This window comes from Rhodococcus sp. ACPA4, assembly GCF_002300185.1.
Classification (GTDB): Bacteria; Actinomycetota; Actinomycetes; order Mycobacteriales; family Mycobacteriaceae; genus Rhodococcus_F; species Rhodococcus_F globerula.
Genome location: NZ_NSDY01000001.1, coordinates 2,941,193 through 2,967,700, shown reverse-complemented (window position 1 = coordinate 2,967,700; position 26,508 = coordinate 2,941,193). Strand labels below are relative to the sequence as shown.

24 protein-coding genes, 1 tRNA gene and 1 pseudogene are annotated in these 26,508 nt (G+C 60.2%); 16 read left to right on the top strand and 10 right to left on the bottom strand.

Going from position 1 to position 26,508, the window contains the following annotated elements:
* Positions 1-29: 29 nt before the first annotated feature.
* Positions 30-724, bottom strand: a pseudogene (locus CJ178_RS13420) (TIGR00266 family protein).
* Positions 725-1,616: 892 nt separating this feature from the next.
* Here CJ178_RS13420 and CJ178_RS13415 point away from each other — a divergent pair.
* Positions 1,617-2,480, top strand: coding sequence for a phytanoyl-CoA dioxygenase family protein (locus tag CJ178_RS13415; RefSeq protein ID WP_095887967.1), 864 nt, complete (start codon positions 1,617-1,619; stop codon positions 2,478-2,480).
* Between the two features lie 218 nt (positions 2,481-2,698).
* Here CJ178_RS13415 and CJ178_RS13410 read toward each other — a convergent pair whose 3' ends face one another.
* A complete protein-coding gene (locus CJ178_RS13410; protein ID WP_257013125.1) occupies positions 2,699-2,986 on the bottom strand; it encodes a hypothetical protein in 288 nt (95 codons plus the stop codon).
* Between the two features lie 254 nt (positions 2,987-3,240).
* On the opposite strand from CJ178_RS13410, the gene CJ178_RS13405 reads away from it, so the two are divergent.
* The 4 genes from CJ178_RS13405 to CJ178_RS13390 all read left to right on the top strand — a co-directional run bounded on the left by CJ178_RS13405 (position 3,241) and on the right by CJ178_RS13390 (position 6,222).
* Positions 3,241-3,615, top strand: coding sequence for an MmcQ/YjbR family DNA-binding protein (locus CJ178_RS13405; RefSeq protein WP_230590280.1), 375 nt, complete (start codon positions 3,241-3,243; stop codon positions 3,613-3,615).
* 59 nt (positions 3,616-3,674) lie between these two features.
* A complete protein-coding gene (locus CJ178_RS13400; protein ID WP_218833723.1) occupies positions 3,675-4,070 on the top strand; it encodes an MmcQ/YjbR family DNA-binding protein in 396 nt (131 codons plus the stop codon).
* A complete protein-coding gene (locus CJ178_RS13395; protein WP_095886896.1) occupies positions 4,054-5,382 on the top strand; it encodes a replication-associated recombination protein A in 1,329 nt (442 codons plus the stop codon). The genes CJ178_RS13400 and CJ178_RS13395 overlap by 17 nt, the downstream gene beginning before the upstream one ends.
* Before the next feature lie 207 nt (positions 5,383-5,589).
* On the top strand, positions 5,590-6,222 hold the full coding sequence (locus CJ178_RS13390) for a hypothetical protein (RefSeq protein WP_095886895.1): 633 nt from the start codon (positions 5,590-5,592) through the stop codon (positions 6,220-6,222).
* A 175-nt stretch (positions 6,223-6,397) separates the two neighbouring features.
* Here CJ178_RS13390 and CJ178_RS13385 read toward each other — a convergent pair whose 3' ends face one another.
* Positions 6,398-7,513, bottom strand: coding sequence for a glycosyltransferase (locus CJ178_RS13385; protein ID WP_095886894.1), 1,116 nt, complete (start codon positions 7,511-7,513; stop codon positions 6,398-6,400).
* Between the two features lie 250 nt (positions 7,514-7,763).
* Between CJ178_RS13385 and CJ178_RS13380 the strand changes: the two genes are divergently transcribed.
* Positions 7,764-8,930, top strand: a complete 1,167-nt coding sequence (locus CJ178_RS13380; RefSeq protein ID WP_095886893.1) for a glycosyltransferase family 4 protein — start codon at positions 7,764-7,766, stop codon at positions 8,928-8,930.
* Entirely contained in the window at positions 8,923-10,539 is a 1,617-nt protein-coding gene (locus CJ178_RS13375; protein ID WP_143547515.1) for a glycosyl hydrolase family 28-related protein, read from the top strand. The genes CJ178_RS13380 and CJ178_RS13375 overlap by 8 nt, the downstream gene beginning before the upstream one ends.
* 26 nt (positions 10,540-10,565) lie before the next feature.
* Here CJ178_RS13375 and CJ178_RS13370 read toward each other — a convergent pair whose 3' ends face one another.
* Together CJ178_RS13370 and CJ178_RS13365 are read right to left on the bottom strand one after the other, a co-directional pair.
* A complete protein-coding gene (locus CJ178_RS13370) occupies positions 10,566-12,041 on the bottom strand; it encodes a polysaccharide biosynthesis tyrosine autokinase (protein WP_095886891.1) in 1,476 nt (491 codons plus the stop codon).
* A complete protein-coding gene (locus CJ178_RS13365; RefSeq protein ID WP_143547514.1) occupies positions 12,034-13,173 on the bottom strand; it encodes a hypothetical protein in 1,140 nt (379 codons plus the stop codon). Before CJ178_RS13365 ends, CJ178_RS13370 begins: the two co-directional genes overlap by 8 nt.
* Before the next feature lie 584 nt (positions 13,174-13,757).
* Between CJ178_RS13365 and CJ178_RS13360 the strand changes: the two genes are divergently transcribed.
* Complete coding sequence (locus tag CJ178_RS13360; RefSeq protein ID WP_245006088.1) at positions 13,758-14,927, top strand: hypothetical protein; 1,170 nt, start codon at positions 13,758-13,760, stop codon at positions 14,925-14,927.
* Between the two features lie 15 nt (positions 14,928-14,942).
* On the opposite strand, the gene CJ178_RS13355 is transcribed toward CJ178_RS13360, so the two are convergent.
* The 3 genes from CJ178_RS13355 to CJ178_RS13345 form a co-directional block, all read right to left on the bottom strand.
* Complete coding sequence (locus tag CJ178_RS13355) at positions 14,943-16,439, bottom strand: sugar transferase (RefSeq protein WP_257013124.1); 1,497 nt, start codon at positions 16,437-16,439, stop codon at positions 14,943-14,945.
* Positions 16,440-16,594: 155 nt separating this feature from the next.
* Complete coding sequence (locus tag CJ178_RS13350; RefSeq protein ID WP_095886887.1) at positions 16,595-17,287, bottom strand: GAF domain-containing protein; 693 nt, start codon at positions 17,285-17,287, stop codon at positions 16,595-16,597.
* Between the two features lie 410 nt (positions 17,288-17,697).
* A tRNA-Gly gene (locus CJ178_RS13345) sits at positions 17,698-17,771 on the bottom strand.
* A 210-nt stretch (positions 17,772-17,981) separates the two neighbouring features.
* On the opposite strand from CJ178_RS13345, the gene dcd reads away from it, so the two are divergent.
* The 4 genes from dcd to CJ178_RS13325 are packed head-to-tail and all read left to right on the top strand — an operon-like array spanning position 17,982 to position 20,622.
* Positions 17,982-18,551 carry a dCTP deaminase gene (gene dcd / locus CJ178_RS13340; RefSeq protein WP_095886886.1) on the top strand — a complete coding sequence of 190 codons (570 nt, stop codon included), beginning with the start codon at positions 17,982-17,984 and terminating at the stop codon, positions 18,549-18,551.
* Between the two features lie 15 nt (positions 18,552-18,566).
* A complete protein-coding gene (locus tag CJ178_RS13335; protein ID WP_095886885.1) occupies positions 18,567-18,851 on the top strand; it encodes a hypothetical protein in 285 nt (94 codons plus the stop codon).
* A gap of 58 nt (positions 18,852-18,909) precedes the next feature.
* Positions 18,910-19,092: a hypothetical protein gene (locus CJ178_RS13330; protein WP_033235757.1), complete on the top strand. Its 183-nt coding sequence runs from the start codon at positions 18,910-18,912 to the stop codon at positions 19,090-19,092.
* Positions 19,093-19,098: 6 nt separating this feature from the next.
* Positions 19,099-20,622 (top strand): hypothetical protein, encoded by a 1,524-nt coding sequence (locus CJ178_RS13325; RefSeq protein WP_095886884.1) that lies wholly within the window; start codon positions 19,099-19,101, stop codon positions 20,620-20,622.
* A 3-nt stretch (positions 20,623-20,625) separates the two neighbouring features.
* Here the strand turns inward: CJ178_RS13325 and CJ178_RS13320 are convergent, their stop codons facing one another.
* Complete coding sequence (locus tag CJ178_RS13320) at positions 20,626-21,378, bottom strand: IclR family transcriptional regulator (RefSeq protein WP_092802675.1); 753 nt, start codon at positions 21,376-21,378, stop codon at positions 20,626-20,628.
* Entirely contained in the window at positions 21,378-22,886 is a 1,509-nt protein-coding gene (locus CJ178_RS13315) for an APC family permease (protein WP_095886883.1), read from the bottom strand. Before CJ178_RS13315 ends, CJ178_RS13320 begins: the two co-directional genes overlap by 1 nt.
* A 237-nt stretch (positions 22,887-23,123) precedes the next feature.
* On the opposite strand from CJ178_RS13315, the gene CJ178_RS13310 reads away from it, so the two are divergent.
* The 4 genes from CJ178_RS13310 to CJ178_RS13295 are packed head-to-tail and all read left to right on the top strand — an operon-like array spanning position 23,124 to position 26,503.
* Entirely contained in the window at positions 23,124-24,704 is a 1,581-nt protein-coding gene (locus CJ178_RS13310) for a flavin monoamine oxidase family protein (protein WP_033235753.1), read from the top strand.
* A gap of 34 nt (positions 24,705-24,738) precedes the next feature.
* Complete coding sequence (locus tag CJ178_RS13305) at positions 24,739-25,410, top strand: Rid family hydrolase (RefSeq protein WP_033235752.1); 672 nt, start codon at positions 24,739-24,741, stop codon at positions 25,408-25,410.
* Positions 25,410-25,604, top strand: coding sequence for a Sec-independent protein translocase subunit TatA (gene tatA / locus CJ178_RS13300; protein ID WP_033235751.1), 195 nt, complete (start codon positions 25,410-25,412; stop codon positions 25,602-25,604). Before CJ178_RS13305 ends, tatA begins: the two co-directional genes overlap by 1 nt.
* 20 nt (positions 25,605-25,624) lie before the next feature.
* Entirely contained in the window at positions 25,625-26,503 is an 879-nt protein-coding gene (locus tag CJ178_RS13295; protein WP_095886882.1) for a DMT family transporter, read from the top strand.
* The last annotated feature ends 5 nt before the right edge of the window (positions 26,504-26,508 follow it).

The following is a 26,508-nucleotide window of genomic DNA, read 5'->3' as shown; positions in this document are numbered from 1 at the left end:
GCCGTCGACTTGTTTGTTGCGTTCAGGACTCAGCTGTTGTTGCTGTTGCTACTGGTGCTGTTCGATGGCATTCGGGTGCGGAGCCAGTCGACGAGGTCTGTTGCGCTGCGGGTTTGCATCCAAATTCGGCCTGGCCCGGTGAATTCGGTGACGATGCCCTCGCCGCCGAGGATCATCGATTTCCAGCCGCCGGCTTTGCGGATGCGGTACTGGACGGATTCGTCGAATGCGACGACATGGCCGGAGTCGAGTGTCATGGTTTCCCCGTGGTGAGGGTAATCGGGCGGATGGCGCCGTAGCTGGAGAGCAGGATCTCGCCTGTTCCGCTGCATCGCAGCAGGACAAGTCCGGCTCCGCTGAAGAATCCCTTGCTGCCGCCCCATTTGGAGTCGACGTCGACGGTTGGGTCTGATGCAAGCCAGCAGCCGGATTGGACGAGCAGCGGTGTCTCTTCGTTGATGGTGGTTTCGACTATGTCGCCTGGTAGTGCGCCGGCGACGCCGACGACACCTCCTTGGTCGCTGCCGAAATCGTTGACGAAGAAGCTCGACCCACCCAGGGATCGGCGGAGTCCCTTCATGAAGCCGCCTCGGGTCGAGGTGGTGATCGAGATGTCGCCCCGCATCATCGCCATTGCTCCTGCTTCGACACGGACGGATCCGCCGGCGGGGACGCTGATTTCGGCCAGCGCGAATGCGGGCCCGCAACTGATTTCTGTCTTCATGGGTTCCTTTCGATGACATTTTTTTCGTGGTCGATGATGAGCACCATGTTTGGCTGAAATCACTGTCCGGTACTGGTCCTCGAAACGAATTATTGCTTGTGGTGACGATTTGGTTCGGATCCTCGGGGGTTCGCTATCTGATCGTTGTAGTGCCTTCGGAGGGACGCCGGTCGTGCGCTCGGCGCGTGAGGCGCCGTAAATGGGGTGCCGGATGATCGGGCCCGCGGAATGCTCGAGTTCGGTGGGGAGGGGACTGGCGCACGCCAAGTCCAGGGCGATATTCAGGTCCGGAAGCAGAGGTCCCTGCGGGCGCTAATTCCAGGACTATTCCCACATCCTGTGTCTAACAAGGACTTCGGATTCAGTGTCACTCATCAATCTGAGAACGCACTGAGCACCTGAGCTCGTGAGGGTACTGGGCAGGTCATCATTGTGCCCTCGACCGGACGGAGCTGATCGGACTCGACCGAGGCTCTGACAGTTGCTGCGTCAAGCCTGGGTTGGGGTGCTCTACCGCCGGAGGATACCCAGCATTTCCAGGCTTCGGCCACCTCTTGTGATCGACGCCAGATCGGTACCGAGTTCGGTCGTGTTCCGAAAACCCGGAACCGCGCCACATGTTGTGCGCAGGCCGTTGCGCCCCGTCCGACTAGGGCGACATCAGGGCCCGCCACTGCGTTTTCGCAGCAGCCCAGTCCGTGGATCGCGTATTCGTGCAAGGCTGGATAAGAGCTGTTGTTTTCCAACACGTTTGGGTGTGTGTTGCTCGCGGTGTTATAAACGAAAGACCTTTCGACGCACGGTAGATGCAAGTTTTGAAAGTGCGCACGTGTGTGTTGCGCCGCATCTGCTGTCGTCGCGGTTCGAGCAACGAGTAGGAGAATTCACACTGATGGTTGTCACTGTTGATCGTTACGCCACACGGATCTCGACCGTCCCGACCGAGTTGGACCGTGTCGACCCGATTGTGTGGAGCGAGCAGATGCGAGTGAAGCATCGCGATGTCGAGGAGAACGGGTTCACGGTTCGTCGTGGTGTCCTTGATGCGAGCTCAGTGCAACGGTGCCTGAGTGAAGTCCAACGTTTGGGAACCGCACCCGAACTTGTCGGCGACGAGCGGATCGTGCGGGAAAAAACTTCCTCGGCGGTCAGATCGATCTTCGATATCGTGAATTTGAGTCCGGTGGTGCGCGCGGCAGTAGACGAGTCCGGGGCAGCAGCCCTCGCACGCGAGATCCTCGGTTCGGAGGTCTACGTTCATCAGAGCAGGTTGAATTACAAGCCCGGTTTCCGCGGCGGAGCGTTCTACTGGCATGCCGATTTCGAGACGTGGCACGCAGAGGACGGGATGCCGGCTCCCCGGGCGGTGAGCGCGTCAATTGCGTTGACCGATAATCATTTTTTCAATGGGCCTTTGATGGTGATGCCCGGATCTCATCGAACTTTCCTGCAGTGCGCGGGGGCGACGCCGGACCGCTACTTCGAGGAGTCCTTGGTCGAGGAAGTGCCTCGGGTCGGTGTTCCTTCCGAGCAGATGATCACCACGCTCTACGCCCGCCACGGAATAGAGGTGTTGACGGGGGATGCGGGTTCGATGACTGTGTTCGACAGCAACCTTCTACATGCATCGTCAGGAAACATCTCCCCGGTGCCGAGAGCGAACATCTTCGTGGTTTTCAACAGTGTCGAGAATTCGCTCGGGAAGCCGTTCTCGGGAACGGCGCCGCGGCCGGAGTTCCTAGCATTTAGGCCGTGACGCGCTAAGGCGGCGGTAGCCATGCTGGCATCTCACCACCGCGCGGACCGCTACGTGCCACATTTGTCGGCTGGTTTGCGGTCCGCCGTTTGGATTATCTTCGAAGGGAATTGGCCCAATGGAGTGAGCGTGGTTCTTTTGTGCGTCGGGTCTGATGCGGTGCGTGCGAATAGCGTTCCGGCTCAAGGTAGTAAGGCGACTTTGTAGTATTCGCCGTGTCAGGGAACGAAGAAGGTCCCGAATCCCGGTGTTCCGATCGTCTGGGGATCGACGTATGCGATGACCTGACCCGAGCCCGGACGAATGGTGACGGGTTGAGCATCGAGCGTCGGAAATGATGCGGTTCCGAATGTTCCGGTGCCGAGACTCACCCAGTGGACTACCGCGGAGTGCGGGTTTCCGTCCCCGGGCGCGCGGCGCACGTGCAACACAGCGACGCCCGGTTGTTCGCCGACAATCGCGGCGAGGCGGGGAGTGGGCAGCTCGCTCGGTGAAGCGGACGGCAAGGGCCGCGATGGGGGCGGCTTCGCCCGCACGAATCAGGTCGCCCGCTCCGGAACTGATTGATCCGTAGGAGTACATTTCGCGCGCTGGTCGCAGTTCTCGTTCGGTGGCTCGGCTGTTCCCGCAGATTGCGTCGACCAGGATCTCGCGAACCTCTTTCTCGTCTTGGACGTGGGCGATCGCATCGGTGTAAGTGTGTCGGCGCTGGTGCGTACGTTTGTACGTACATTCAGGTGGGAGGGTAATGGTGCAGGGCATGGAACTTCAGGAGCGAGCTGCAGCCCGCACGACGGAACTGCCGGGCGCGGAGCTGACGTATCCGTTCGGTGAGGACTGGAAGGTGTGGAAGGTATGCGGGAAGGTGTTCATGTTGCAGACCGAGGTGACCGGGGAGCCGATCGTGATCGTCAAGGCAGCACCCGCGGACGGGGAAACACTCCGGCAGTCGCACACGGATATCACCGCGGGCTATCACATGAACAAGCAGCACTGGATCACCGTTCACCCGGGAGGTTCTGTCGATGCCGGGCTTGTCGACGATTTGGTCGTCGAGTCGTATCTGTTGGTTGTCGAGAAGTTACCCAAGCGGGAGCGGCCGGTCGACCCCGACACGTTCGGACGACACGGGTGAGTCTGACTGGGCCCCGGTTACAGCGACTCGCCTGCACTACCGCCCAGGGGCTGCCGGGGGTGACGGAGGGATACCCGTTCACCGAGCAGCTGCTGGTTTTCAAAGTCGCCGGACGCGTGTTCCTTGTCGTCACGCAGGATCCAGGCGAGCCGATCATCACTGTGAAGGTCGATCCTGCTCATGGGGCGGCCCTGATCGGTGAACACGACACTATCGAGCGAGGACGTTATTTCGACAAACGTCATTGGGTGTCCGTTGGGGCTGGAGAATCGGTGACTGCCTCGCTGGCCGAGAGACTCGTCCACAACTCCTACGAATTGGTGACCGAGCAGCTTCCAGCCTCCCAGCGAACGTTATTGCGCCCGAGCATCGAAGACCTGAAGCAAACCGGAATCAGATCGGCGGGCGCGGCCGACAGCCAGAGAAAAGAGGACAGCGATGACGAAAGATCCTGACGCGGCGTCGCTGTTCGAGGTCGATGACACCTCACGCCCGCTCGCAGATCGGCTCCGTCCCACGCAACTCGAGGATGTCGTCGGACAGGGGCATGTGCTTGGCCCGGACGCCCCGATCGGGCGAATGATCGAACAGGGAAAACTGTCTTCCACGATTTTGTGGGGGCCGCCCGGATGTGGGAAGACCACAATCGCAAGGCTTCTCGCCGAACGCACAGATCTGATGTTCGAGCCGTTGTCGGCGACGTTCTCCGGGGTTGCGGACCTTCGTAAGGTGTTCACAGCGGCCAGCAAGCGGCGAGAGATCGGGCAGGGCACCCTGCTGTTCGTCGACGAGATTCACCGTTTCAATCGCGCTCAGCAGGATTCGTTTCTTCCGTACGTCGAAGACGGGACGATTGTGTTGGTCGGAGCGACGACCGAAAATCCCAGCTTCGAGCTCAACGGCGCTTTGCTCTCTCGGTGCCAGGTTTTCGTCCTCAAGCGGCTCGACGAGTCGGCGTTGCGCACCCTCGTGGATCGCGCCGAGCAGCTCACCGGCCGCACGCTCCCGGTGGATACGGGGGCTGCGGAGGCCTTGATCGCTATGGCCGACGGTGATGGTCGTTACCTGCTGAACCTCGTCGAACAACTCCTCACCCTGCCACCGGAGAGCGCGCCGCTGGACACCGCCGGCCTGGCGCAGGTGGTGCACAAACGAGCGCCACTGTACGACAAGTCGCAAGAAGGGCACTACAACCTCATCTCCGCCCTCCACAAAGCCATGCGCGGATCAGACCCTGATGCTGCGTTGTATTGGCTGGCGCGCATGCTCGACGGCGGTGAGGACCCGCTCTACATCGCGCGGCGACTCGTGCGGTTCGCCAATGAAGACATCGCGATCGCCGATCCGCACGCAGTGCATCAGACGCTTGCGGCATGGGATGTCTACGAGCGGCTCGGCTCTCCCGAAGGGGAACTCGCCATTGCACAAGCCGTTGTGTACCTTGCGACCGCGCCGAAGTCGATCGCGGTATACCGGGGCCTGAGCCGGGCGATGCGAGCGGCGAAGGGGTCCGGATCCCTCCCGCCGCCCGCACATATCCTCAACGCCCCTACAGGTCTGATGAAGTCCCTCGGATACGGAGCGGGTTACGAGTACGACCCCGAGACCGCAACAGGATTCTCGGGCCAAAACTATTTCCCTGACGGTATGGCGCGTCAACGGTTCTACGAACCCACCGACAACGGTTATGAACACATCATCTCCGACCGGCTCCGCCAGTGGGAACAACTCCGCGAAAACCCGGATGGGAAGGACCGTACTACATAGCGCGACAACAACGTTCGTGGACCGATCTATCGCAGGAGATGTCGAAAGTATCGCCATGGCGAACATCGTTTAACCGCTGTGCGTCCCGGCCAACCCGATTGTTTGAAGCTTTTCTCCCGTCTGCGTTGTCTCGAACCGATCAGCATGTGGGCACATGTCACGTTCCGTCGAAATTTTCGACGATCACCGGGATACATATCAATCGCTGTGCGCGACAACAGCTATGACCCCGTCTCGCTGAGTTACAGCTCTGGCCAGGAACGGTTCAGCGTCAAACATGTCGGAATTTGTGACGCGATTGCGTTCGAGCGCCACAAGTGTGAGTTCCAAGTTCTTCCAGGGATGTCAGATCAAGAGCTCGACAGTCAGCTGACGCAGTCATTCTGGTCGGTTGGGCATATGCTCCGTGGCACTTGTGACGCGGAGGTAGGGGAAGAAATCATGGCTAAGAGGTTTGTGTTCGCCGGTGTTCTGTCTTTTGCGCTGCTTACCGTTGGCTGCAGTGGAGAATCAACGCCGACTGCGGCCGAAGATCCGGTGGGCGCACTGCAGTCTGCTGCTGAAGAGTGGGCTACCAGTTTCTACTCGGGCGATGCGTCGGCCGCTTACGATCTCTTCATACGAGAATGTCAAGAGAAGTTCTCCGAGGAGGAGTTCAAAGCCTTTTCCGACGTCGCTCAGGCGACGCCCCGGACAGTGACCGATGTGACCGCCGAAGTGGTCAGCGGTAAGGGAACTGTCGGCATCTCGTTCGCTGAGGAAACCGACTTCGATACGAACATGCCCTGGGTTTTGGTGGACGGGGACTGGAAAACCTCGGACTGCGCCATGCGGGAATAGTCATTTGCGGGACGCGGATTACCCACGACGCCACCTGAATCTTAATCTGGGATTGCGTTGCCTGATATCGGACGCACACAAAGGATTGGGCGCCGGCCGGCCGGAGTATCGAATTCGTTTTGCCGGCGCCGGAAGCACGTCCGGTTCTACTTGGGCATGTTCGACCGCCTACCGGTCATCTACTCCCAAGAACGCCGTCAACCACTCTGATCATGTTCTCTCCAAAGGCCTTCCGTGAGAAGCCTTCGGCCCATGCGCGAATTACCTTTGCATCGAAATTATTTGGATCGAATGCCTCCATTGCTTCTGCGAGACCGCTGACCACCTTTGTGTCGTCGCCAGGGGACACGAGGACACCGGATTTTCCCGGGATAACCGTGTCGAGCGCACCGCCTTCGCCCAAAGCGATCACGGGGGTGCCGGTTGCCATCGCCTCGACCGGGACGATGCCGAAGTCCTCGACACCGGGCATCAGCAGGGCTCGGGCCCGCCGGTAAAGATCCAGTAGTTGATCGTGGGGGACTCGCCCGACAAAGACGGTGTCGTCGGCTGCCAACTCCTTGCAGACGTCCATCCATCGGCCATCGCCCACAACGACGAGTTTCTTGCCCGCCTGCCGTGCGGCTCTAATTGCAAGGTCTGGCCGTTTGTAAGGCACCAAGCGGCCGGCAAGAAGGAAGAAATCTTCCCGGTCGATCGAGAAATCAGGGGTGAATCCATGGGTGTCCACGGGTGGGTGCACCACCACTGCTTCTCTGCCCCACCAGCGTTGAATCCTGTCGGCAACCTCGGTCGAGTTCGCGACTACCTGGTCGAGCCGACTCACAGCTTTCAGCTCTCCCCGTCGCGCTACTCGCGCCAGTGCTGCGAGCGCGACTGCGCCAGCCGCGCCACCCGACTCCTGCGCGCGAAAGGCGGGATCCCAGGCCCAGCGCGCCGGGCTGTGAACATATGCGATCACGGGCGCATCGGTGGAGAAGGCCGCTTGTGTGGCGAATGCGTGATGGCTCACCACCACCGCATCGACCTCTCCCAGCTTCATGCCGCGAAAAGCGCTGGGCAGCAGCGGCATCAGCGGTGCGTAAGAAGACCTTCCCAGCATCCGGTAGGCACGGTCGACCCATGTCGTGACAGGAGGGGACGAAAGTCCTGCAGGTATGCCTGCAGGCCGGGCAAGAGGCACGTGGACGGCGGCGTGCGGCCAGGTCAAGGACAGTTGCTCGACCACATGTTCGGAACCCGCGATCTCAGTGAATCGCTCGTGCACTATCGCTAATTTGGGTTCGTTCATGTTTGCTTCGAGACTCCCGCAACGTGTGACAGTTATTTGGTGTGTGCCCTTTTATCTGACGATCCGGCTGATCGAGCTTTGTTGATACCCAGCCGAAGTCGCCATTTGCTGCCGTGAATGCACCTGAAACTACCGGTGATCCGACAAGATCAGTTCCTTCGTGCCGAAGGTACCATTTCATCTGCGAAGTCGGACATTTGACAGGGCATCATTATCTCCGTCAAATTGACGGACCTGCAACAATTCACTTATGGATACTCCCCGTGCCGGTCAGGCGAGCCGAGATGGCGAGTCGGTTGATCTGTTGTTCGATGCCCGACATATTCGTCAGAGTGGTATCGGCACCTACATCAGGACCCAAATTCCTGTGCTCGAGCAAGTGCTGAAAGAACGTGGATTCCGGCTGGCCATCCTCGCCGACCGAAATGCAGCACCTGACACCAGCGAAGAAACTCGTGTGATTTTTGCGGATCCCGCCGAGGCCCGAATGTATTCAATGGGTGAACAACGCGTGTGGCGTCGCGCATTGTCGGCAACCCGTCCGCAGGCACTGTGGGTTCCGCACTACCCCTTTCCTTTTGCACTAACGTCTCCTCGTAATCGGGACGTTCGATACTTCTCCACGGTGCATGACACCCTCCATATCGAAGACAAAAAGCTGAGCGACCAGAATCGCGCAAAGAACGCGTACGCGTGGACGATGCTGAAACTCAGCGCACGACGGGCCGCAACGATTTTCACCCCGTCCCAGGCCACCGCCCGTTCAATGGCTGCAATCGCACCCTCATCCGAGGTGCTGGTGACGCCGATCCCAGTAGACGACGTGTGGTTCTCTGAAGCCGACCCGGCGTCGTCGCCAATTCAACGCCCCTACATTTTGTATGTCGGCAATATCAAGCGGCACAAGAACTTGCCGGTACTTCTGGACGCATTTGCGACGATCTCGGATTCCATCCCACACACACTGGTGATAGCTGGTGGCGATGAGTCACTCAGGACACTCGACGACCGAATCAACCAGCTTGTGGCAACCTTGGGTGAACGTGTGCAGTTAACGGGCAGACTTCCGTTCGACAGTCTGCGTGCTCTGGTGGCTCAGGCGGACTTATTGGTGATGCCTTCACTTTTCGAAGGTGCCGGTCTTCCGCCGCTGGAGGCAATGGCGTCCGGTACCGCGGTTCTGGCGTCCGACATCGCGGTGTTGAGGGAAACGTGCGGCGACGGAGCAGAGTATTTTGATCCGCACGATTCCGAAGCCTTGGCCGAACTCGTGAAGAAGTACTGTGACAACGAAGACGCCAGGGCGTCGTTGAGTCATCGCGGAGAGTTGCATGTCAAGCGGCGCCAGTCCGAGATCGTGTCAACAGCTACTGCCGAGAAGATATGTTCCTTCCTGAGTGAGGTACCCATTGGCTAACTGGTCGTCGGCGCTGTCGCGCCGCAAATTTCTCGGAATGTTCCCGGCAGCGTTGGCTCTGCCTGCCGCTCTGCCTGAATCCTTCAACGCCGTTCGCCGCGTCGAGGGCGGCGGTGACGTCATCGATGTTTGCGATTTCGGTGCGGTTGGTGATGGGACACAGGATGACTCGATTGCCATTCGCAATGCCGTCGCCGAACTGAAATCTGGAGACGTCTTACTTTTTCCGTCCGGCCAGTACCGCTTTACTCAGCGTCATCCAGCAGGCGGCGCTGCTATCTCGATAGTGGGGATCTCTGACGTTTCGATCGACTTCGACACCGGTGCCGAACTTCTGATGGACAACCTGGACGACAACGGAGCCGGCACGAGCCACGGCATCGTGCTGCGTGGTCCGCTGGAGCGAGTGTCTCTTCACAACGTGGCAGTGCGGTGGGCAAGCCAGCCGGCGCTGCGGTCGATGGGCGACGGAATCCGAGTTGTGGGATATGCATCGGACACGTCGGCAGTGCCCGATGGTTGGACCGGACCCGGCAGGCCGGTTAGTTGGGTGACGTTGAGCGACTGCAGAGTCGAGTCGAGCCCGCAGGCAGGTGTGATCATGATGGGCGTTTCCGACATCACTGTTGACGGACTTCACGTCGAGAACACCATGGCCGACGGACTCCATTTCAACGCGTGCCGACGTGGAACCGTCGAAAGGTATTCAGCAATGAACACTGGTGACGACGGTTTGGCACTGGTGACTTACTACTCTCCAGAAGCCCAGTTCGACAGCGCTTCCGAGACCTTTTCCTTCCCGGCGTTGACCGAGTGGTCGAACACCGACTTCGATGTCACCGACGTCCAAGTGTCGGGCGGTGCGGCAAACGGAGTGCGTTTGGCGGGGGTCAATCGATCAACGGTAGCTGCAGTAGTGGTCGACGGAGTATCGAACGGAGCAGGTGTCATGGTCGACTCGGCATCGCCGGACTCGGGCGCCGGGTGGCACTATGTGGCGTCGCGCGGTGTGCAGCTGGATGGGATCACCGTTGAGGACTCTCACACAGGGCTGCACGTACTCGCAAGACCGAACGGGTCGCCTGGCGACACTTTCAGCCGGTTCGACCTAGAGGTAACGGGCGTTGCCGTTAACAACTGTCTTTACTGGTCGGTTCTCGTGGAATCTATTGCAACCCCGCCTGTTACCGGGATTTCGCTGATCGATTGCACGGTGATCGACACCGAAATAGGTCCAGGTACCGGAGCTGTCGGGCTGCAGAGGACCCAAGATGTTTCACTGGGAACCGTCTCCATCACGACGGCGAAGTCTGCGGTGGCGTTCTCCGCCGACAACTCGGCACAGTTCACGATCGATCAGCTCAACGTGACCGTGACGGGTCCGCCGCTCGGTTCCGAAGCCGGCGGACCATTCGCCGTGTTCCAGGGCTCATCCGGGACAGTGGTTGCTGCGGATTTGGTTTGGGAGCAAGCCCCTTCGTCGTGGCTACCTATTTTGATCTTCAGTGACAGTTGTGTCGGTGGCACGCCTACGAACCCGGAAGTGAGCGTTGGTACCGTGACAACCACTCCGCCGAAGGGAGAGCCGGTCTTCGTCGCCTGCCGATGACGAATTCGATGCCGCTCGGTTTTCTGTCAGACGTTTGTTTTGACCGGGCGGGACTCGCGTGTGAGCAGCTTTGCCGCTGACAATCGTGCGCCGCGTTTGCGTGCGCTGCGTGCCAGTGGCCTCGGGGAGTCATTGAGTACAACGCCCCAGACTCGTAATTCGGCCAACGACAAACGTTCGATGACAGCACCCAGTTCGGCGTACCTCGTATGGTCAGATCGCGCCACCAGCAGGACACCGTCGGCCCAGCGTCCCAGCACAAGGGCGTCGGATCGGTCAGCCATCGGTGCGGTATCGACGATGACGTAGTTTGCGCGAGCAGCAAGATCTGCGAGTCCGTTGCGCATCCGAGTGCTCCCGAGTAGTTCGGACTTGCCGGGCGCGGTGCGTCCCGCCGGGATGAACGAGAGCTTCGGATGCCAACTCGCAGAGATGTATCGGTCGATGTCGTCACCATTGAGTAGGTAATCGATCAACCCGGCTGGTGATGCGTTCTTTTCATGATCAGAACCATGGCGTCCGGAGCGCACATTCGCTTCGTCTCTTCCTGCGGCATCAACGAATACGACCTCATTGCCGCTCTCAGCGAGAGCGATTGCGAGGTTCAGCGCGACCGCTGTCTTGCCGTCGCCGGTGACTGCACTCGAAACGATGATGGTTCGGCATTCGCCCCGACCGGGTTCGTGGTCGGCGATCACGGTGCGGAGACGGCGGAATGCCTCTGCGGCAGGGCTCTCTCTCGAGAAGTCGACAACACCGGTTTCCAGCGCTTTGTCCGCAGGAATGGCGGCCAGCACCGGCCCGGACAGAAACTTGCCGAGTGCGGCGACATCCTGAACTTTCCGGCTCATCTGACTGCGCAGATATGCGTAGAGCAACCCCACCAAAAGCCCGGCGATCACACCGAGTGCGGTATTGCGCACATACTGCGGTCCGCCCTCAGCGTCGTCGGGCACCGCCGGGCTGATCACCGACAATCGCACTGGGTCCGGAACCACGGTTTCCGACTGATCCGGTGCCGGTTGTGCAGGTGTGCTCCCGTCCAAAACAGCAACGGCACCGGGAAGTGCTTGCGCTAGAGCATTAGCGAGCTCCGCCGAGGTATCGGCGTCCTTCGCGCGCACGGTCACCGTCAGGATCGCGCTTCCGACATTGGCACTGGCCGTGGTCATTTCGCGCACGTCAGAGTTCGACATCTCCAATCCGGTGTTTGCCAGAGCGGTTTCGATGAGGAAGTCGGAGCTCAGCAACTTCGTGTACGCCTCAGTACGCTGACGACTTGTACCGTCGGTGTCGCCGAAGTGAGGCGTCTGGTAGATCACCGCGGAAGATTCGTAGCTCGGCGACTGCACACTGGTCAAGATCGCTCCCAGGAAGCCCCCGAACAGTGCGCACACAAGCAGGATGATCCATCGATTGCGAACTGCGCCAACCGCTGAGCGGAGCCATTCGTTGCCAGCATTGCCCGGCCGGTATGTAGTCCCTGCAAACTTGTCAGTCACTTGACTTCACATTTCCTCTCGAAACCATGTCTTCCAGTTTGGTGGGAGACTGCCCTCGTGCCGCCACGAACACGCAGACGAGCGTCAGGAGGACCAGGAAAACGGTAATTCCTTGCGTAAGCAGCTGAATCCGCCATACCTCGGCAAAACAGTATGCGATAACTCCTGCCGATCCGGCGATCACTGGACCGTATGTCAGGAACCGACCGAAAACGTAACCGGCCAGCGGGAACAGCAGGAGCGTGTATAGCCACCCCCACGCTCCGAAATCCGTATAGATGTCAGCGAATTCAGAGTTAGTTGTGAAATTCGGTGCAAACGAGACCGAAAAATCGTAGGAGTCTGCGCCGAGCGACTCCTTTGCTCTGACCTCATGTGCCGGAACCAGAAAGCTGGGCAGCGCCGCCGACACGGAGGCGACGACACTCCCTGGCTTGTCGAAAGTGCCGCGCATGATCGCATCCGACACGCCCATGGACACCTGAGCCGGCACAGCGAGATAGGCGCCGGACTGATAGAGATTCATCGCGATCGGGTTCGAGACTCCCGCATCGCGGTAGTAGTTGCCGTTCCGGACGTAGTTGAGCGCCGTGAGCATCAGGAACATGATCGCTACAGCGGTGATGATGTGCCAAGGCCGCAGAGATTTACGGTCCGCGCCCACGGATTTGCGGGGCACCGCTGTCTGTAAGACGACGTACACCACGACCGCCATCAGTAGCGAGAGGCGGGACGCGACCATCGAGTTTGCCACCAGGAGAAGAACGGCCCACAGTACGAATCCAGGATGGAGCACCTTTTTCCGCCAGAGGTAAACGCTGATGGGTGCCGCCAGGATGGTCGCGTATCGAAGCGTCGCGATTCCGGCCGAGTCGGGTAGTGCCTCCGTGAAGGCGTTCCCGGTCTGGGTGGTCAAGGCGTCGACAATGGATGTCGCCGCAGTAATCCGGTAGTACGCATACGCCACGCCGATCGTGGACACTGCGAGGATGAGGAAAAAGTAGCGCCGTTCGAAGTTCGTGCTGGTTGTTCGCTCGACGAACTCCCGTGTCGGCGTTGTGCCCAGTCCCAATCTCCAACCGATCGTTGCGAGCACCACAACCATGCCGTACCAAACCGCAAGCAACGTCACGCCGGCAATGGTGAAAGGGGCGGGTTGGAGGAATCCGCGCAAATTCAGCAGTGAGCCGGCCGGACACTTACCGGCCGAACACCAACCGATCAGGGACGCCCATGCAGTGAACGATCCCAGGACGGGTAACAGGATTAGGACGGCCGGCGCGAGCCACCATGTCGCTGTACTGCTTTGGGGCGAGTGATCGGCAGCCGCTTTCGGCGAGAAATCAAAATGCATGTTTGTCTTGGTGCATCATTGCGGAATCATTCTGCGGCAGCGCAGGAATGAAACTTCGATCAGGGGGAAAGGATCTCGAACCATACATCGCTGAGCTCCCTCCATCTTTAAAGTGGCTCGATCTCAGCGAGCACGGCAGCCAATCCGTGGCATACACTACTACAGGTGGAGTGTGCATTACGGGACAGAAGCGCGGATGCGCACTGGCCACTCGGAATTAACTTGATCAAATTGAGTGCCAACGTGATTAACGTTAGGTTGCCGCGTTACGGAGCAGTTATCGCCATCAATTTCGAAGAATCGATGATGTGGACCGCGTCTTCCGAGGCCAGAGAGTGACGCGCATTCGATCAGTGCTAGACGTGAAGCGCGTTGAGCCACTGGTGCAAATCGTCGCGGGTCTGGCACTCAACGCCTTCCCGGCAATTTTCATCGCAGTATTCGCACGCATCGCACCCATCGAACAACAAGGCCGCCTTGCCGTTTCGCTGGCGATCGGAACTTACGTGGCACAGCTGCTGTCAGCATTCGTCGTGGAGTCGCGCCTTGCCACCCCCGAAGCGGATCACAAAGTATCGATGCCCTGGTGGATAGCATTGATGAGCTTGGCATCCGGGACCCTCCTCATTGTGAGTCCGGCGGTTCCGCCAACGGCCATCACACTGATCGGAGTTCTGGGACTGTCGTCGGGCTTGCTGATGGCCCGGACGATCGGCGTGGTGCGGGGTAGATGGAAGCTGGAATCGGTTGCCGCTTCGATCCTTATGGCCGGTTGCCTGAGCGCATTGGTCCTTGCCGTGTACGACAACTCCAACTGTGTCAGGGTTCTTGCAGCGGGCGCTCTCGTGGCCATCCTCATCAGATGTTGGCCTCTGCCTGCTCGCCGAGATCTGGGCTTTCCTCCTGACCTGACCAAGGCTGCGTGGGTCACCGGCGAAACTGCGACAGTCGGTATGGTCCAGCCGGCATTGGCATCTTTCATCCTGGCCGTCCTCGGACCGTCAGCTGCTGTTGGATTCCGGGTTGTATCAACCATTTCGGGGATCCTCGAACCGATTCTCGCCTACGGCCGAGTACGTCAACTCGCCCACGGACACAAAGGCGAGGTAGCCAACGTTGCGATGATCATTGTGGTCGGAACAGTGGCGATCTTCGCTAGTGCCTATCTGGGTGTGTGGAGCCTGATTTTCGGCCCTGCTTGGAACAGTTCACTGTATGTCGCTCTGGCAGTTGCCTGTGCGTGGAAGTTGTGCATGTTGGTGACAACCATCCCCTTTGCGGCTCTGCGCCGGGCGGGGCGCACAAAAATGGTGTTCTGGCTCAGGGCGGCGAACACTGCACTTTACGTGGTGCTCGGACTGACTTTCTTGTTCAGTTTCCATTCCAGCACTGCAGTATTTCTTTCGTTTGTCATCACCGAGGTGCTCATGTTCGTGCCCTATCACGTGGCTGCCGCGAGGTTAGCGCCGGAATACAACTCGGTCTTCCTCAGCGGGAAGCGAGCGAACGGACTCGCGTCCGAGAAGGCATGAAGACTGCCTCGCCCGTCATTCGGCCTTTTTGAAAACTGCGAGCACAGTCAGCATCAAAATCTTGATGTCGAGCCACAGAGACCAGTTCTCGATGTAGTAGTTGTCCCATTCGGCGCGGTCGGCGATGGAAGTCTGTCCGCGCAAGCCGTTGACCTGAGCCCAACCCGTGACGCCCGCCTTGACCCGGTGTCGCTCGCCGTAGCGGCGGATCTGCGCCTCGAAAAGGGTTACGAACTCTGGACGTTCGGGCCGAGGTCCGACCAGACTCATGTCACCCCGGAGGACATTGAGCAGCTGGGGGAGTTCGTCCATCGACGTCGACCGCATAAGTTTTCCGATCCGGGTCCGTCGATCGGTTCCCTCGACGCCGCCCGGTGCGCTACCGGTTTTCGGAACAAACGTCACGTGGTCGGGATCGGGTAGCCGCATCGAACGAAACTTGAGGCAGCCGAAGATCTGGCCGTTGCGCCCCACCCGCTCTTGAGCAAAGAATATCGGTCCCGGCGAACTCCAGCGCACCAAGAGCATGAGAGTGAGGAAGAGGGGGGACAGCACGAGAAGGATGCAGCCGGCGACGATTCTGTCGCTGATGTGTTTGACCCGGAACTGCCAGCCTCGGGGATTGGTGTGAGGCACTGACAACAAGGGCATGCCGCCGATGTGGTCGATGAGGCTCTTCGAGCCGATCACCTCATACATGCGTGGCACCACCCATACCCGAAGTCCGTGGCGGTGGGCGATGCGGACCGCTCCGGTCAGCAGCTCACCGTGAACTCTCGTGAATGCGATGACCAGGCGTTCGGCCTGGGTTTCGGCAATGACGGACTCTAGGCGATCGACAGCGCCCAGGTACGGCACCTGGTCGGCCTCCGTCCCCTGGTCACTGCGTATGGGGGACTCGTCCGACAGCACTCCGACCGGGTTCATGCCGTGTTCAGGAGCCGCGATCATCCGAGCGATCACGTGCTGGGTGAGCTGTCCGGATCCGATGACCAACGTGGGGGACACGAGATGGGAGTTCTGTTGCAGGCGTCGTTGGACCACCACGCGAACCAGACGGCCGAATGGAATCAGGATGCTCGCGCACACCCACAGTTTGGTCACGGCAGCACCGGGGCGATCGGTGATCCCGAACAGGACCAGCGCGCACAGCAGCAGCATTGCTGCGATCGAGCCAGAGGACAGGATCCCGTAGAACTCGTCGAGGAATCGGCGGTTGAGCGAGCGGCGATACAAGGACCGCGCGCCCATGACGATTACGACCAGGGGAACAAAGAGTGCGAAGCACCACATGGGTGGATGAACCAAAACTGATGTGAGCGCCCACCACCATGCGAGTGCCACCGCGATCGTCGCCGACAACACATCGATGGAAACACTGACGATGGTGCTCAGCGGATCGGTCCGAATGAGCTGCCCGAATGTTTTACGAGAATTCGAAGAAGTAGGTGGGGCGCCTCCGGGGGCGGTCGAAGTCTCGACCTCCAACAATTGCGGCAATTCCCACTCCATCCACGACAATCCCGAATTAATCAGACAATTCGTACATTCACCATTAATCGCATTCTATAGGGGGCCTAACGATATTTGCCGTAGCAACTCGCGCTTGGTTTGAATGCGACTCGGCGTCACAGTCAGCAATCGAAAGATACTCGGCAGCGGTATTTTTATTTGTCGAAGATTACGTTTTGGACGACGTCGGCAAGGTCGGTCATGATCTGGACCTCACCACTCGACCAATGATGCGGTTGGCTGTCCCACGCGCACAGCGTCCCTACGGGATGACCTGCGTCGTCGATGATCGGGATGCCGATGTAAGCGCCCACTACGCCGCTTTGGGCGGCCGAATGATCCCTGAGTACCGGGTGGTCGGCGATGTCGTCGATTATGAGTGGGGAACCGCTCACGACTGTGTAGACGCAGAGTGAGTCGGGGAGGGGATGGGTCCGTTGTTCCCCGGTGTCGCCTGAGCGGGAGGCGATCGCGGCGTTGACTTGCTCGACGTCGGTGATCATGTTCAGTGCAGCGTTCGGGATCCCGACCGCGTCGATGGTCAATCCGACGATCTGATCGACTTCGGGATGTGGTCCGGGCGCGAGTAGTCCGGTGTCGTAGACAGCGCGCAACCGAGCACTGTCGTTGAGCGCCGACCACACGTGCGATTGCTCGCCGCTGACAGCGGCACGCAGCCCCTCGAAGACGGCGACAAGCGCGGGATCCGTATACACCTCGTTGATCGCAGCGAACGGGTCGCGAGTGGCCCGTTCGGCAGAATCCGCGATCGTCTCCTCACGTTGATCCGCGCCGTCGTCGCTTGCATTATCGGAACTTGTTGCGTCTGTCGGACTCGGTGGTGTCATATCTCTTTCCTGGTGAATCGGTAGCAACATACTGTATTACCGCGATTGGTCCGCTCGGCGCCGCATCTCCCATATCCATACCTCATGCTGCTGTGTTTATGAATATTGGTGACGTGGACCGAAGTAGACGGACTGGCTCTCGGTACCAGAATGGGAATTTTGACATTGCGTTCTAGGGTCGAAAGTCCTGCCTTACGGCTAACCGTAATGTTTCGCAGACGTGGAGGGAAGATATAGCCTGATTGAGATTCGAAAGCTCTCGATTTCTCACCTGGTGTAAGAGCAAATCGAGTCCGACCCGACTGCGCGGCATTCTGGGCTCGAAACATGGTGGTGTGCAGGCGAATCTGATGCCGGCTAGTGCGGGGCGGCGACGGTTCGAAGAGGAACGATTGGCCCCTGTGCATAGATGGAGCCGATGACGGGAATCGAACCCGCGTATTCAGCTTGGGAAGCTGATGTTCTACCATTGAACTACATCGGCGTCGCAGCCGGTCGGAGGGGTTTTCGCCCCCGATCAACGTGCTTTCCGAAGGTTATCAGACGCCATTTCCGATGTGTGGGAGCCCCGCCCGGCAACTAGTGCTCACGCTCGATTTCTCGCGACACAAGAACCCGAGCTGTTCGTCACAGCATTGTGTGATCTGCCTGGTGATTGGTCTGCGCTGAAGTGGTGAACCGGTAGCCTCTACGTGTGCTGCTCTCCGATCGTGACATCCGTGCCGAAATTTCAGTTGGACGCCTGGGCATCGACCCGTTCGACGATTCGATGGTTCAACCGTCGAGCGTCGATGTGCGCCTGGACGGTTTGTTTCGGGTTTTCAACAACACGCGATACACGCACATCGACCCGGCGCAGCGCCAGGACGAGCTGACGAGCCTGGTGGAGCCCGCGGAGGGTGAGCCTTTTGTGCTGCACCCCGGTGAGTTTGTCCTCGGTTCGACGCTCGAAGTGTGCTCGCTGCCCAACGACCTTGCCGGCCGCTTGGAAGGTAAGTCGAGCTTGGGTCGTCTGGGTCTGCTTACGCACTCGACTGCTGGTTTCATCGATCCGGGATTCAGCGGCCACATCACGTTGGAACTGTCGAACGTTGCGAATCTCCCGATCACGCTGTGGCCGGGAATGAAGATCGGTCAGCTCTGCCTGCTCAAGCTGTCGAGCGCTGCAGAGTTCCCGTACGGAAGTTCCGAGGCTGGTTCCAAGTATCAGGGTCAGCGCGGTCCGACGCCGTCGAAGGCGTACCTGAACTTCAACCGGGGCTGACGGAAGACCGCACGTATGACCGCGTTGTTCTACGGCATGGTTTTCATGAACCTGCTGTTTGTGACGAGCACGGTGTGTTTGGTCAAGCCTTCGCGGATCAGCGCGATTGCCACGGCGTTTGCCGCGCTGATGTGGCTGCTGCTCAACGGCCCGCTCGAAGGGCAAGTGTTGTGGTCGCTGACTCCGGAGAACGGCCTCACCGTGTCGGATCTGTTCTCATTCGTGGCGTTCGGTATTGCGGCACGGGGATGGTTTGTGGCGGGTAATCGCAGGCGTGGGAATCGTTTCGGACGGCGATAGCAGGCAGATAGACGTCAGCTATGGGGAATCTCCCCCAAACCGGGCATAATTGCAGGTTATGTGGTGGATTGTTGTCGGCGGACTCATCCTCTGGGTGGCCTGCGCCGTACCTATCGCCATTATCTGGGGTAAAGCCATCGCCCGACGCGACCGCGCTGATTTCGAAATCCGCGATCAGGACTGGTCTGCCGAGCTGGCCAGGTCGATCGAAACGGAAACCGATCCCGAGACCGAGAAGTGATCGGCCATGGAACTGCCGTCCGACACTCCGGCCGATGTGGTCGAGGCTGCGGCAGCAGGTCCTCGTGTTCCGAAATTTGATTCCACACTCGGCATTCCGGTAGTTCCGGCCGCCGGGCCAGTGGGCCACCGCTTGGTGGTGATCGGAGATTCTCTCTCACAGGGGTTTCAGAGTGGGGCTGTCTTCAATACCGACCTGTCGTATCCGTCGATCATCGCGTGGCAACTCGGCTGGTTCGATAGCTTCCGATTCCCGCGTTACGGCGGCCCGGGTGGGCTACCGCTGAACATCGAATTGTTGCTGCGCACACTGGAAGAGCGCTTTGGAACTTCGACGGACGTGTGGGAGATTCCGCTGGCATTATTCGCGGCACGCGGATTCATGGATCAGGTCGAGGACTACTGGGAGCGTGGCCCGGGTAGCGTCGCGCCGACGTTCTCGGCGATCAATCACAACCTGTCGGTGTATGGGTGGGATGTGCGCGACGCTCTGACGAAAACCGCTGCGAGTTGTGAAGCGGCACTGCATCAACCACACGACGATCTGCTCAGCCAGATTGTCGAGAACAACGGCGAGCGGACGGCATTGCGAGTCCTGCCGCGAGGGTCCGATGCAGAGAAGAAGATGACGGTGTTCGACGCGGCAGCCGAACTGGGCAAGGAGTGCATCGAAACCTTGGTCGTGTTTCTCGGGGCGAACAATGCGCTGCGGACCGTGACCGACTTGCGAGTGCAGTGGAGTGGCAACAAGTTTCGGGACCCGGATGGCAAACGGGATTACACAGTGTGGCAGCCCGATCACTTTGCCCAGGAGTACGCCGAGGTGCTTGCCGCTATCCGAAAGATCAACGCTCAGCACGTCGTCCTGTGCACAGTGCCGCACGTGACAATCGCCCCGATCGCGCGGGGGTTGGGTGGCAAAGTCGAGACAGGGTCACGGTATTTTCCGTACTACGCCCGGCCGTGGGTGCGTGACGCAGACTTCGATCCACGACGCGATCAGCACATCACGGGAGCGCAGGCGTGGAGTGTTGATACGGCGATCGACCTGTACAACACGGGGATCGAGCGGGCGGTAGCGAGCGCACGCCGGGTGGGTAAGGACTGGCACCTCTTCGACGTCGCGGGGCTACTCGAGCGCGTCGCATCGAGGCGGTATGTCGACGACGTCAACGCAAGGCCGTCGTGGTGGACGCCGTACCCACTGCCCAAGGCATTGACTGATCTTGCACCCGTGCCGGATTCACGATTCCTGGCCGCGGACGGTATGGGCGGCCGAGCGTCGGGTGGGTTGTTCTCTCTGGACGGCGTTCATCCGACCACGGTGGCCTATGGGGTTCTGGCCCAAGAGTTGATGAACATCATGGCCGGCGCCGGTGTGCAGTTCGATTCCCCGACGGTCGATTTTGATCGCCTCGTCAGACGAGACACGCTGGTGCGCACTCCGCCGCAGAATCTGGATCAGACGCTCGGACTCATCGGGTGGGCAGACGAACACCTCGGTTTCGTGAAACGAATCTTCGGGCTGTGATGATCAGCTCGCTCGGCACAATGATGGAGAGACCATCCGGCCGGCATAGTCGCGGAGCAAAGCTTCCAGTCCGGTGTCCTCGGTGGACAATCTGCCGGTCGGGCCGATAGCGGCAAGCGAGCCCACAACACCGTTCTGACCGTCGCTGATCGGCACGGCGAGCGCTGAGCGGCCGATGCGAATCTCGTCGACCTCCCGCGCCGGCTCACCGCGTCTGATGCGGGAGAGTTCGAGTTCGAGGTGGTCGGCGTCGGTGATGGTGTGCGCGGTGATCTTCTTGAGCGGTGAAGCTGCCAGTTCGGGCCGCGAAGATAACAACAGTTTTCCGATGGCAGACGCGTGCAGCGCGCTCACGAGGGTGCGCTCACCGCTGAGTTCGTGATCGGGGTCGCGGTCGATCAGCCGGACCTTTCCCTTGTCGTACGACGCGAGATATACGCCGTAGCGCACTTGTTCGCGTAGTTCTTCGAGCAGTACGGAGTTGTCCACGGGGGTGGGTTCGGCAGCAGCTCCAGCCAATTCGCGGGTGCGTCGGCCGAGTGCAAATCCGGAGAGATCCGCGATACGCACCAGATAGCCGTCGGCGACAAGGATGTTGAGCAATCGGTAGGCGGTCGCAGGAGGAATACCGGCCAGCGCCGCAATGTCTTTGGCGGTGGCGCCGGAACCGAGTTGCGCTGCGGATTCGAGCAGTGCCAATGCACGCTGGACTGCTCTCGGTTCATGTCCACCGAGATCTCGCGGGCGACCGACCATCAGCGCGGACCGGCAGCGGATTCGCCTACCAGCACGATATTGCCGGCGGCATCGGTGCCGAAAACTCCGGCGCCGGGAAGTACGTCCTCGGTTTCGGGCTGGTCGAAGGCGCCGATGTGCAGGAGGCTTTGAGGGCTGCGACGACGCAGATAGAACTGCCACAGTGTGCCCGAACTGAGTATCACCAGCACTGCGATCGGTGCGATGTACGTGTGATCAACGATGTTCGCGTACACCAGGTATCCGAGGACAACTGCGCCCGCACCGCTGCCACAGGACGCTGCGGCAAGTACGCGGGGTGTGTCTTCGCCGATGCGCGTGAGGAATACGACGGAACTGATCGCGACCAGCGCGTAGGCGACAATGACGGCTGCCCGCACCGTGAGGCGCAGATCTTCGAAGAACACACCTCGTCCGATCACGGCGAAGGTGCCACCGCCGAACAGTACGGCGGCAACAACAACAACGCTCAACGCGACACTCGGGGTGCGGAAGGCGCTGTGTACGTGCGCAAAAGCGCGGGGGAGGAGTCGCTCCACACCAAATGAGTAGAGCAGGCGCGACGCGGCGTTCGACGACGCCATCGACGACGCCAGCCACGAGCAGCCCATTCCGATGTTGAGTGCGATCACCACGGCTGGGCTGACACCGGTCGAAGTTCCGTGCAGATAGGCGTTGACGAGGGTGTCGCTGCGTCCGGTCCAGGCGGCCCAGCCGGCAAAGATGAAGAGGCCACCGCAGATGATCGGAGTGAAAAGGACTGTGCGCGTCACGGTTACCAGTGGGCGACGGGCTTCGGGGCCGAAGAATGCGGCGCTCTCGAATCCGGCGAGCGCAAAGAGTGCGGCGAGTGCGGTGATCAGTAGTCCGTGGCCGGACGTGGACGGAATGATCTGTGCGTGCTGATCTCCGCCGATCAGCATGAGCGCGACTATGAAGAGCAGGGAACAGCTTTCGGCCACGAGGATTGCGAGTGCTGCAAATCTGACGCTCCGGAGCAGGCACGCAAGGATGAGTGCGGCGAGCACGGTGTACAGGGTGATCAGCTGAAATGTGCCGTGGACGCGTATGCCGGCAAACCCGAGCAGCGTAATGACTGCCAGCCCACCGTGATAGAGAGTCATCACCGCGCTGCCGACGTATTTGACGAGTATGGCTATACCGGTGGTGATTGCGGCCCGGGTGCCGAGTCCGCGAAAGGCAAAACTGTGAAGTCCACCCGATGCTGCCATCCGTCTGGTGAATTGGGAGATGCAGAACGCGATCAAGGTGACCAGCACGGTCGCGATGATGATCGTGATCATCCCGCTCAGAAGGTGTCCGTGTGTCAGCATGGTGACCGGCAGCACGACCATCGAGACAGCCGGTGCCGTGGTTGCCACCGATTGCGCCAGGACTTCGGCGCCCGAGAGTTGGCGACGCCCGAGTGCGCGCAGCGGTGAGCGCGCGGGTGGTTGCTTCTCGCGCGTGGTGAACGATCGCGCGATGGCCTCGGTGAGTGCGGACATGCGCGGGACGCTAATGCACTTCTGTAACGGAGAAGTTTCCTACGTGAGTCCCCTGATCGCACCCGGCTGAGAGAGCGCGTGTCGGCGCGGCGGTTGATTCTCACTCGATTCCCACGGACTGTTTCCTGCGCGACAAGTTCTGGACCCATCGCCGCGCCATTGTTGTTTCCACACCAACAACCCGGGTCGCCGGGCGCACACTTGGGAGCTTGAATGTCGTACACACGTAGATCTTTCATGCGCAGTCTGGGACTCACCGGCGGCGCGGGCCTGGCACTGGGAGCCATGGGGTCCATCGGTTTGGCGCCGGCAGCATCGGCGTCGCCGCGACGTTTTCAGGCACCGGCAGCGGGGGACCTGATCGGACAGGTCAAGGGCAGTCATTCTGTTGTCATCCTGGGCGGTGGCCCGGCTGGCCTGTGCTCGGCGTACGAGCTGCAGAAGGCCGGATACAAGGTCACCGTCCTCGAAGCCCGCACCCGTCCGGGTGGACGAGTGTGGTCGATCCGTAACGGGACGGAGGAGACGGATCTCAACGGCGAGACCCAGACCTGCACGTTCTCCGAGGGTCACTTCTACAACCTGGGTGCCACTCGAATCCCGCAGAATCACAACACCATCGACTACTGCCGCGAGTTGGGCGTCGAGCTGCAGATGTTCGGCAACCAGAATGCCAACACGCTCGTGAACTACACCGGCAGCAAGCCCCTTGCGAATCAGTCGATCACGTACCGCGCAGCCAAGGCTGACACCTACGGCTACATGTCCGAGTTGCTGCAGAAGGCCACCAACCAGGGCGCTCTCGACGAGGTTCTCACGAAGGAAGACAAGGAAGCGCTGTCGTCGTTCCTCAAGGACTTCGGCGATCTGGGCAGTGACGGACGCTACGTGGGGTCGTCGCGCCGCGGGCACTCCGTCGAACCGGGTGCCGGTTTGAATTTCGGCACCGAGATCGAGCCCTTCGGGATGAGCGATGTCATCCAGGGCGGCATCGGACGCGCATTCTCCTTCGAGTTCGGCTACGACCAGGCCATGACCATGATGACCCCCGTCGGCGGGATGGACCGGATCTACTACAAGTTCCAGGACAAGATCGGCATGGAGAACATCGAGTTCGGTGCCGAGGTCAGCGGAATGAAGAACGTTCCCGAGGGAGTCACCGTCGACTACGTCGTGGACGGCAAGGCCAAGTCGATCACCGCCGACTACGCCATCTGCACCATTCCGCCGCACCTGATCAAGCGCCTGAACAACAACCTGCCCTCCGACATCCTCCTCGCTCTGGAGGGAGCAAAGCCGTCGTCGTCCGGCAAGCTCGGCATCGAGTACTCGCGTCGTTGGTGGGAGACCGAAGACCGCATCTACGGCGGCGCATCCAACACCGACCGCGATATCTCGCAGATCATGTTCCCCTACGACCACTACAACTCCGACCGCGGAATTGTTGTCGCGTACTACAGTTCGGGTAAGCGTCAGCAGGCTTTCGAATCCTTGACGCACAAGCAGCGCCTCGCCAAGGCCATCGCCGAAGGCTCGGAGATCCACGGCGAGAAGTACACCCGCGATATCTCGTCCTCCTTCTCGGGCAGCTGGCGTCGTACCAAGTACTCGGAGTCGGCCTGGGCGTCATGGGCCGGAGCGGGAGATTCGCACGGCGGCATGGCAACTCCCGAATACACGAAACTGCTCGAGCCTGTCGACCGCATCTACTTCGCCGGTGATCACCTCTCCAACGCAATTGCTTGGCAGCATGGCGCTTTCACATCGGCGCAGGACGTTGTCACCCACCTGCACCAGCGCGTCGCGCAGGGCGCCTAGCTTTTCAACTACCTTCCACTTCCGAGGAGTCACCATGAAATCTCGCACCACCAAAGTTGTTGCCGCAGCGTTTGCCGCGTCCGTGCTGCTCGGCACCGCGACCGCGTGCTCGTCCGAAACGGCCGAGGCGGAAACCGTTACCAGCTCCTTCGTCTCGAGGTCGGTACTCGAAGCCGGACAGGCCAATCCGATGATCGCGCAGGGTGTCGCCATCGGCGCTGATACAGCGGTTTACAAGACCAGTGGCATCGGACCGTCGGCCGGAAACAAAGCCGCACCCGAAGGATCTCCGGAGTCGTACATCGACTCACAGTTCTCCGGTGGCGTGCTGCCGGCCGGTGTGACAGTCACCGAAGCTCAGGGCATCAACGTGCTCAAGAAGATTCGTGACAATCTCGAAGCTCAGGGACTGACACTCGAAGACGTAGTCACGATGCGCGTCTTCCTCGACAACGCTCCCGGCTCGGACAAGGCCGATTACACCGGCTGGAACCGCGCTTACCGTCAGTTCTTTGCCAACACGAACCTCGACTCCGGTGAGACGGAGTTGGTTCCGATGGGAACTGCGGCACCCATCGCGCCGATCGAACGAAACAGCGCTCGCCCCACTCGCTTCGCGCTTGAAGTTGCCGGACTGCCGGTTGCCGGCTGGCTGGTCGAGGTAGAGGTCGACGCGGTGTACCCCGAGGGTAAGGAACCCGCCTGATGGGCGCGCTCAGCCCGACCCACTGGGCCATCGTCGCGGTAGTGCTGCTGGTGTTGTTCGGTTCCAAGAAGCTGCCGGACGCGGCCCGCGGGCTGGGGCGGTCGATGAGGATTCTCAAGTCCGAGGTCGGTGAACTGCAGGCCGATACCGATCTTGCACTCGATTCCGAGTTGGCGCCGAGCAAGAAGTACTGATCCTGTGCGAGGCTGACGAGGTGTCCCACACCTTCCTCGCAGTGTTGTTTGCCATCGGTGCAGCGGTCTGTATCGCGATCGGCACAGTAGTTCGCCAGCGCACGGCAGCGGTGGTCCCGGATGATTCCATCGGTGCACTCGGACCGATCACGACGCTCGTGCACAGTCCGATCTGGTGGCTGGGCACGATCGTCGGGATGGTGGGTTACGCACTTCAGGCTGCCGCGCTCGGCTTGGGATCGCTGCTGCTGGTGCAGCCGCTTCTGGTGTTGTCCCTGCTGTTTGCGCTCCCGCTCGGCGCAAGATTCAGTGGGCGCACGATCAGCGCGCGGGAGTGGTTGTGGGCGGCGGCGCTCACCACGTCGGTGGCGGTGCTGATCATCGTCGGTGATCCGCGGCCGGGGCAACCGCGAGCGGAAACGCACCATTGGGTCATGATCACGCTGATCGGGCTGCCGTTTGTCGCGCTGTGTCTTTTCGGAGCACATCGGCGCACGGGATCGGCGAGGGCATTGCTCCTCGGAATTGCAGGCGGCTCACTGTTCGGAGTTGCTGCAGTGCTCACCAAAGGTGTTGTGCACCTTGTGACGCTCGGACCTTCAGCCGTTCTTACGTCCTTCGAGTTCTATGCACTTGTCGCGGTTGCAGCGGTCGCGACTTCGGTGCAGCAGTCAGCTTTTCAAGCGGGGGATCTACAAGCGTCGCTGCCGGCGACAACAATCATGGAGCCGGTGATCGCGTCGTTGTTCGGGTTTGTGGTTCTCGGCGAATACCTCGATGCGGATCGTAAGGTGGCCGCGGTTCTTGCACTCGCCGTTGTTGCCATGGTCGCGGCGACCGTTGCTTTGGCCCGCAATGCGGCTGACAGCGCGGTTTCGGTGCCGCAGAAGGTTCGTTGAAAGCT

Excerpts from the sequence above, each read along its gene's own strand:
- CJ178_RS13415 (WP_095887967.1), top strand. The coding sequence starts at position 1,617 with ATGGTTGTCACTGTTGATCGTTACGCCACACGGATCTCGACCGTCCCG.
- CJ178_RS13405 (WP_230590280.1), top strand. The coding sequence starts at position 3,241 with ATGGAACTTCAGGAGCGAGCTGCAGCCCGCACGACGGAACTGCCGGGC.
- CJ178_RS13395 (WP_095886896.1), top strand. The coding sequence starts at position 4,054 with ATGACGAAAGATCCTGACGCGGCGTCGCTGTTCGAGGTCGATGACACC.
- CJ178_RS13385 (WP_095886894.1), bottom strand. The coding sequence starts at position 7,513 with ATGAACGAACCCAAATTAGCGATAGTGCACGAGCGATTCACTGAGATC.
- CJ178_RS13380 (WP_095886893.1), top strand. The coding sequence starts at position 7,764 with ATGGATACTCCCCGTGCCGGTCAGGCGAGCCGAGATGGCGAGTCGGTT.
- CJ178_RS13355 (WP_257013124.1), bottom strand. The coding sequence starts at position 16,439 with ATGGAGTGGGAATTGCCGCAATTGTTGGAGGTCGAGACTTCGACCGCC.
- CJ178_RS13350 (WP_095886887.1), bottom strand. The coding sequence starts at position 17,287 with ATGACACCACCGAGTCCGACAGACGCAACAAGTTCCGATAATGCAAGC.
- CJ178_RS13335 (WP_095886885.1), top strand. The coding sequence starts at position 18,567 with ATGACCGCGTTGTTCTACGGCATGGTTTTCATGAACCTGCTGTTTGTG.
- CJ178_RS13330 (WP_033235757.1), top strand. The coding sequence starts at position 18,910 with ATGTGGTGGATTGTTGTCGGCGGACTCATCCTCTGGGTGGCCTGCGCC.
- CJ178_RS13325 (WP_095886884.1), top strand. The coding sequence starts at position 19,099 with ATGGAACTGCCGTCCGACACTCCGGCCGATGTGGTCGAGGCTGCGGCA.
- CJ178_RS13320 (WP_092802675.1), bottom strand. The coding sequence starts at position 21,378 with ATGGTCGGTCGCCCGCGAGATCTCGGTGGACATGAACCGAGAGCAGTC.
- CJ178_RS13315 (WP_095886883.1), bottom strand. The coding sequence starts at position 22,886 with ATGTCCGCACTCACCGAGGCCATCGCGCGATCGTTCACCACGCGCGAG.
- CJ178_RS13310 (WP_033235753.1), top strand. The coding sequence starts at position 23,124 with ATGCGCAGTCTGGGACTCACCGGCGGCGCGGGCCTGGCACTGGGAGCC.
- CJ178_RS13305 (WP_033235752.1), top strand. The coding sequence starts at position 24,739 with ATGAAATCTCGCACCACCAAAGTTGTTGCCGCAGCGTTTGCCGCGTCC.
- tatA (WP_033235751.1), top strand. The coding sequence starts at position 25,410 with ATGGGCGCGCTCAGCCCGACCCACTGGGCCATCGTCGCGGTAGTGCTG.